Below are 6411 nucleotides of genomic sequence, written 5' to 3'. Positions count from 1 at the left end.
AGGGGAGAGGGAAGGACGCGCGGGTTACGGGGCGCGCCGCCCCCCGAACCAATCAACCGGAAACCGTATCAGACCAGCGAATGCTCCGGATCGCGCACGTCAGGTCGGAGCTGAGCGATCTTCCGGCTCGGATACGGAGCGGGCATATCCTGCGCGCCGTATCGCTCCTCGAAGAGTGTGCAGCCCTGACGATGAGCCACATTCCTGAGAGACTACAATCAGGCCTCTGATCTTCCATTGATGGGATTCTATATTTGGAAGATCACAATTTTTGAGATAAAATTTGTAGGAATACAGTTTCTTTGAGGATGTCAATTTTCAATTTATTTCATGAAGAAATCATTAATGAACCTGAAAATGTGGCCCGCATGCCACATTCGCGCAGTCTCTCCGCGCGGGTCCGTGTTCGAACTTTATCCTGAGGCTCAATCTCGGCAGTATGCGCGTACGAATTCGCCGGCCTCCGTCGCTCGGCGAGGGCTCGGTCGGCATCGATGCGGGATAGACTGATGACGAGAGCGATGCAGGCGCCGCGGCCTTCCGGCCGGCCGGCGCAGACCCGAGACGGCCGGAAGGCCGCCCTGCGCGGCGGCACCGCGATGCTGCTGGTGATGGCGGCCTCGGCCGCGCACGCCCAGTGCGCCGGCCTGTCGGGCGCGGTCGGCGGCGGCGGCGGCGGGTTGATCGGCGGTCAGGTGCAGTTCGTGCCCCAGACGACGATCTCCGGCGTGCAGTCGCTCGTCTCGGTGCTGACCACGCAGAACACGGCCTTCCTCACGCAGACCTCGGGCTTCATCGGCGCGCCCGCCAACCCGTCCGAGAACCTCCAGGGCGGCGGCGTCTGGGCGCGCGGCATCGGCGGCACCTTCGACACCAAGACGCCGGGCGCCTACGGCACCAACACCAACCCCCTGATCTTCGACGGCAGCCCGCAGAACAATGCCTGCAACGTCCGCACCTTCCAGGATTATGCCGGCTTTCAGACGGGCGCCGACATCTCCCGGCTCAACGTCAACGGCTTCAACATCCATGGCGGCGTGACCATGGGCTACACGGAATCGTCGGTGCGCTCGACGAGCGGTTTCCGTGCCGACTTCCAGACCCCGTTCGTCGGGATCTACGGCGCGGTCACCAAGGGCAGCTTCTTTGCCGACGGCCAAGTGCGCTGGGACTTCTTCCAGGGTGTCCTTAACGACCCGACCAACACGCTGACCAACCAGCGGCTCGATGCCCGCAGCCTCAGCCTGACCGGCAACGTCGGCTACCAGTTCGGGCTGAACGACGGCTGGTTCGTCGAGCCCTCGGCCGGCGCCGTGTACTCCGAAGCCAAGGTCGACCGCCTCCAGAACGGCGGCGAATTCCTCGTCGCATCGAGCCCGGGCTTCTCGTTCCCGTCCTCGGTCAAGATCCAGGACTTCGACAGCATCCTCGCCCGGGCCAGCCTGCGCATCGGCAAGAACATCATCGTCGACGGCTACGCCCTGCAGCCGTTCTTCACGGCCAGCGTCATCAACGAGTTCGCCGCGCCCGTCCGGACGAACCTCACGACGGATTTCGGATCGTTGGGCGGGGCGCTCGGTCAAGCCGCCGGCATCGGCGCAGCCGCCGGCACCGCCCTTCTGTCACCTTATGATTCACGCGTGCGGCTCAGCACCTACCGCATCGGCACCTACGGCCAGTTCTCGGTCGGCATCGCCGGACAGATCCTCAACACCGGCTGGCTCGGCTACGTTCGCGGTGATTACCGCACCGGCGACCGCGTCGAGGGCTGGGGGGTCAGCGGCGGCCTGCGCTACCAGTTCAACCCCGAGGCGGCGGCCCGGGCCATCATCAGCAAGGACGCGGCCCCCCTCCTCGCGCCCCTCGACAGCCCCGTCACCTGGACCGGCTTCAGCGCCGGTGCCTCGGTCGGCGGCCTGTGGAGCCAGACGCGGCAGGATCAGTTCGCCTTCTTCTCCGACATCCTCGACCGGGCGAACCCGCACGCGGCGGGCGTCTATGCCGGCGGTCAGATCGGCGCGGACTACCAGTTCGGCCGCATCGTCGTCGGCGTGGCGGGCGATGCCGGCTTCACCAACGCTCGCGGCGGGAGCGGCTGTTCGGCCGGCATCGGCGGCAACTTCTTCAACTGCCAGACCAACATTGACGACCTCTACATGGCGACCGCGCGGGTCGGCTACGCGATGGAGCGGTCGCTGTTCTACGTGAAGGGCGGCGCGGCCTTCGCCGACACGTCCGAGAAGCAGCAGAACAACTTCAACGACCGGGCGCTGCTGTTCGGTCTTCCGTCCTTCACCGGCTCCTCCGTGAAGACGTTCTCCACCGGCTGGACGGTCGGCGGCGGCTTCGAGTACGCGATCACCAGGAACTGGTCCGCCAAGGCCGAGTACATGCACTTCGAGCTCGACCGGAAGGCCTACGCCTTCACGCCGACGAACATCGCCTTCGTGACGGCTCAGCACACCGGCGACCTCGTCAAGATCGGCGTGAACTACCGCTTCACCTTCGATGCGCCGGCCCCGGTCGCCCCGGTCCGGGCCGTCATCGCCAAGTACTGACGCGCGGCATGGCCGAGCACTGATGGCCAAGCACTGACGGGCGGGGATGGACCTTGTCGGCCCCGGCGAACGCAGGTTCGTCGGGGCCGCTTCGTTTCGCGGAGCGGCTCGGGCCTACGTCTCGCGGCCGTCCGGCGCGGCAGAGTGGTCGAGCGTCCGGTCCAGGGTCGCGGCGAGCGTCCGTGCGATGGCGACGAGCGCCGTGATCATCGGGGTCGAGGGCTCGCGGCGGGGTGCCACGAGACCGATCACGTGCTCCAATTCCGGCGCGACGATCGGGATCGCGCGCACGCCCGCCATCGGCCCGAGCGAGTCGGCGAGGATCGCCGGCATCACGCTCGCCCATTTGAGCGTGCGCACGTGGGTCATCAGCACGATCATCGAGTTCGATTCGAGGGAGGCCGAAGGTTCGCCCCCGGCATCGCGGATCTGCTGGTCGATGATGCGGCGGTTCTGCATGTTGGGTGTCAGCAGGCAGAGCGGGAGGCGGCCGATCTCGCTCCACGTCACCGCGGCGCGGTCGTCGTAGGGGCCGCCGGCGGCCGTGAGCAGCCGATACCGCTCCCGGTAGAGCGGTACGGCGATGACGCGGCCGAGCGGCTCGTTGTCGAGGTAGGTCAGGCCCGCATCGGCCTCCAGGTTCTCGATCAGCGAGAAGATGTCGGCCGAGGTGGTCGACTCCACCGTCAGGCGCACGTTCGGGTGCTTGGCGCGGTAGGGCGTCGTGAGGTTGGCCACCATCGGCAGCGCCGTCGGGATCGCGGCGATGCGCAGGTGCCCGGTGAGGCCGCGGCGCAGGCCCGCCACGTCCTCGTGCATCGCCCGGCTGTCGGCGACGATGCGGCGACCCCACTCGAGCACCCGCTCGCCCTCGGGGGTGAAGCCCTGAAAGCGCGAGCCGCGCAGCACGAGTTGGACACCGAAGCGGTTCTCGAGCTGCTTGACGCCGGCCGAGAGGGTCTGCTGCGTCACACCGCAGGCCTCGGCGGCGCGGCCGAAATGCTGCTCGCGGGACAGCGCAAGCAGGAAGTCGAGCTTGTCGATCACGGGCCTCCCCCCGGAACCCGGTCGACCGCAGTCAGCGCGACCGGTCGCTTCTCCCGTGCGGGAGCGGGTTGGGGTGAGGGATGAGACTCCGGATGATGCACGCCCCTCATCCTGTCCTTCTCCCCCTGGGAGAAGGAACCCGCGGCAGGTCCGGGTTCCCTCGGGCTTGAGCTACACCCGATTGCCCTCAGCGGACCAGGATCAGCGCCTTGGCAAGCGTCGTCCACACGCCCCAAGCGATCGGGATGCCGACGACGGCCCAGGCCGCGAGTGCCGTGGCATTGAAGCCGCCGCGTCCGATACCGAAGGAGCCCGAGGGGATCGTACCGGCAGCGCCCGTGACGTTGAGCGCCGCCACGGCCTCGTCCGACATGAACCAGGACGGCTTCAGCGGCCGGATCAGGAGGTTGGCGACGAAGCCGAGCGCGAGCATGCCGGCCAGGATGTACATGGTCCGGTCGTAGAGCTGCGATCCGGTCACGCCGGCATCGACCTGCGCCTGCCGGATGTAGTTGACCACCACCGGACCGACGATGCCGGCCGTCGACCATGCGGTCAGCAGCCGCCCGTGGATCGCGCCGACGAACTGCGTCCCGAAGATGTCGGCCAGATACGCCGGCACGGTGGCGAAGCCCCCGCCGTACATCGACAGGATGATGCAGAACGACAGCACGAACAGCGCCTGCGAGCCGGCGGCCGCGAACGAGGGCGCGGCGGCGTAGAGCGCGATGCCGAGGGCGAAGAAGATCGCGTAGGTGGTCTTACGCCCGAGCTTGTCCGACATCGAGGCCCAGAAGAAGCGGCCGCCGATGTTGAACAGCGACAGCAGGCCGACGAAGCCCGCCGCGATCGCCGCGACGCCCGCCTTCTGGCCGGCATCGAGGGCGGTGAAGCCGACGCCCGGCGCGCCGACGAGCCGGCCGCCGAAAATCTCCTGAAGCATCGGCGAGGCGATGCCAATGACGCCGATACCGGCCGAGACGTTGAGGCAGAGCACCGCCCAGATCAGCCAGAACTGCGGGGTCTTGTGCGCGTCGTCGAGGTGGACGTTGCGGCTGGTGATCATCCCGGTCTTGGCGGCGGCGGGCGTGAAGCCATCCGGCTTCCACCCGGCCGGCGGCACCCGGTAGCCGAGCGCACCCGCCATCATGAACACGAAGTAGCCCGCCGCCATCACGAGGAAGGTCTGCCAGACGCCGACCGATGCCGGCGTCTTGAACGTATCCATCAGGATCGCGGCGAGCGGCGAGCCGATCAGCGCGCCGCCGCCGAAGCCCATGATCGCCATGCCGGTCGCCATGCCGCGCCGGTCCGGGAACCACTTGATGAGCGTCGAGACCGGGGAGATGTAGCCGAGTCCCAGGCCGATGCCGCCGATCACGCCGGAGCCGAGCCACATGAGCCAGAGCTGGTGGGTGAGGATGCCGGCCGCCGAGACCGCCATGCCGCCGCACCAGCAGAGCGCCGCCGCGATCCCGGCCTTGCGCGGCCCCGCCCGCTCGAGCCAGCCACCGAACAAGGCGGCCGAGGCGCCGAGAAAGACGAAGAACAGGGTGTACATCCAGCCGAGATCGGCGACGCGCCAGTCGCAGGTCGTGGTGACGAGGGCGCCGGCCAGCGTCAGGTCGGGGCAAGCCTTCGAGGCGGTGATCCCGATCGCCCGCGACAGCGGCAGCCAGAACACCGAGAAGCCGTAGGCCATGCCGATGCAGAGGTGGATGGCCAGCGCCGCCGGCGGCACGAGCCAGCGGTTGAACCCGGCCTTGGCGACGATGTGCTCGCGGGAGAGCCAGCTTGCCGCCGGCTCGCGCAACAGGGCGCCGTCTGCGGTCCGTGCGGTCATGATAGGCGTTCCTCCGGCGCGGCCACGTGGCTGGGCCGTCTTCCGAGCACGAAGCTTAGGGATGAGTCCGGCCCAAGACCATCCGCAGATTCAGACTGAGGACGCGTTCGTCCGGTTCGTACCGTGACAAAAGCCGGTTGTCGTCAACCCGCGTCGCTCGCGCCCTCACCGAGCTTCTGCGGATCGCGCGTCGCGGGCCGGACAGGGCTCTCGGCCTCCGGCTTGCCGTCGCACATCGCCCGCACCACCAGGGGATCGACCCGCGCGCCCATCGCGGGCAGGCAAGCCTCCAGGGAGGCCAGCATCTTCGGGGTCCAGAAGGCGACGACGTGCTTGTGGATGCCGGCGACCGCCTCCTCGTCCGGGTAGGACCGGAAGAAGGTGGCGATCTGGTTGGCCATCCGCACCAGCTTCTCGTCGCTCGTCAGCGCGCTCATTGGGAACCCTTACACAATGTCTGCCCGCGCCGACTTGCGGACCAATCGCAAGTCCCTTCTCCCAGGGGGAGAAGGACAGGATGAGGGGCGTGAGGCATCCAGAGAGGTCACACCCCTCACCTCAACTGTCTCCCCCTGGGAGAGGGAGTAGGCCGTGTCTCTACTCCGCCGCGTCCAACTGCTGCGCGATGCGCGTGAGCGAAAAGTCCTCCTCGTAGAACTTCGCCTGCCAGTCGGACGGGCGGTTGGTGCGCCGCACCTGCACCGCCGTCACCTTGTACTCGGGGCAGTTGGTCGCCCAGTCCGAGAAGTCGGTGGTGATGACGTTGGCGCCGGTCTTGGCGTGGTGGAAGGTGGTGTAGACCACGCCCGGCTGCATCCGCTCGGTGATCTTGGCCTTCAGGGCAATGTCGCCCGAGCGGCTCTCCAACGCCACGAGGTCGCCCTCGACGATGCCGCGCAGCTCCGCGTCGAACGGGTGGATCTCCAGCACGTCCTCCTCGTGCCAGCGCGAGTTCTCGGTGCG

The 6411-nt window shown here is 67.8% G+C and carries 5 protein-coding genes; 1 reads left to right on the top strand and 4 read right to left on the bottom strand.

Annotated features, from left to right (window positions below):
- The first annotated feature begins 509 nt into the window (after positions 1 to 509).
- Positions 510 to 2558, top strand: a complete 2049-nt coding sequence (locus ACFE8Y_RS20240) for an autotransporter domain-containing protein (RefSeq protein ID WP_375466170.1) — start codon at positions 510 to 512, stop codon at positions 2556 to 2558.
- A gap of 114 nt (positions 2559 to 2672) precedes the next feature.
- Here the strand turns inward: ACFE8Y_RS20240 and ACFE8Y_RS20235 are convergent, their stop codons facing one another.
- From ACFE8Y_RS20235 to ACFE8Y_RS20220, 4 genes are all read right to left on the bottom strand, one after another.
- A complete protein-coding gene (locus tag ACFE8Y_RS20235) occupies positions 2673 to 3605 on the bottom strand; it encodes a LysR family transcriptional regulator (RefSeq protein WP_375466169.1) in 933 nt (310 codons plus the stop codon).
- A gap of 187 nt (positions 3606 to 3792) precedes the next feature.
- A complete protein-coding gene (locus tag ACFE8Y_RS20230) occupies positions 3793 to 5448 on the bottom strand; it encodes an OFA family MFS transporter (RefSeq protein WP_375466168.1) in 1656 nt (551 codons plus the stop codon).
- Positions 5449 to 5591: 143 nt separating this feature from the next.
- Positions 5592 to 5885, bottom strand: a complete 294-nt coding sequence (locus ACFE8Y_RS20225; protein ID WP_375466167.1) for a formate dehydrogenase subunit delta — start codon at positions 5883 to 5885, stop codon at positions 5592 to 5594.
- A 160-nt stretch (positions 5886 to 6045) separates the two neighbouring features.
- Positions 6046 to 6411, bottom strand: a 366-nt coding sequence (locus tag ACFE8Y_RS20220) for a molybdopterin dinucleotide binding domain-containing protein (RefSeq protein WP_375466166.1), incomplete at its 5' end; no start/stop codon positions are given.

The organism is uncultured Methylobacterium sp., from assembly GCF_964242245.1.
Classification (GTDB): domain Bacteria; phylum Pseudomonadota; class Alphaproteobacteria; order Rhizobiales; family Beijerinckiaceae; genus Methylobacterium.
The sequence above is the reverse complement of the archived record's forward strand: the minus strand, read 5'-3'. Positions and strand labels throughout refer to the sequence as shown.